The organism is Zoogloea sp. LCSB751 (assembly GCF_002028455.1).
Classification (GTDB): domain Bacteria; phylum Pseudomonadota; class Gammaproteobacteria; order Burkholderiales; family Rhodocyclaceae; genus Zoogloea.
On record NZ_MWUM01000276.1, the window covers coordinates 1 to 263 of the forward strand.

Sequence of the window (263 nt, forward strand, 5' to 3'; positions counted from 1 at the left end):
CCCATGATCATCAGGGTGGACTTGAGTTCGTCCGCCATGTCCGGCAACACTTCCTCCGGCAACCCTTCCGCCACCTTGGTCCACATGTGATTGATGCCGAATTGATCGGCATGCTCTCGCAGTAGATCTTCGTGATGCTTGCGGATGGCGTCGTTGTAGGCGTTGGGGTCGAACTCGGGCAGCTCGATGGCCACATTCACCGGCGTGCCGGGGTAGGTGTTGACCAGATAGAGGTTGGAGCCGAGCAGATCGGCGATGGCGAC

General features: G+C 59.3%; 1 protein-coding gene. It reads right to left on the reverse strand.

The features are described from left to right. The coding region (locus tag B4920_RS26635; protein WP_216820074.1) for a hypothetical protein at window positions 1-263 on the reverse strand (263 nt) is incomplete at both ends.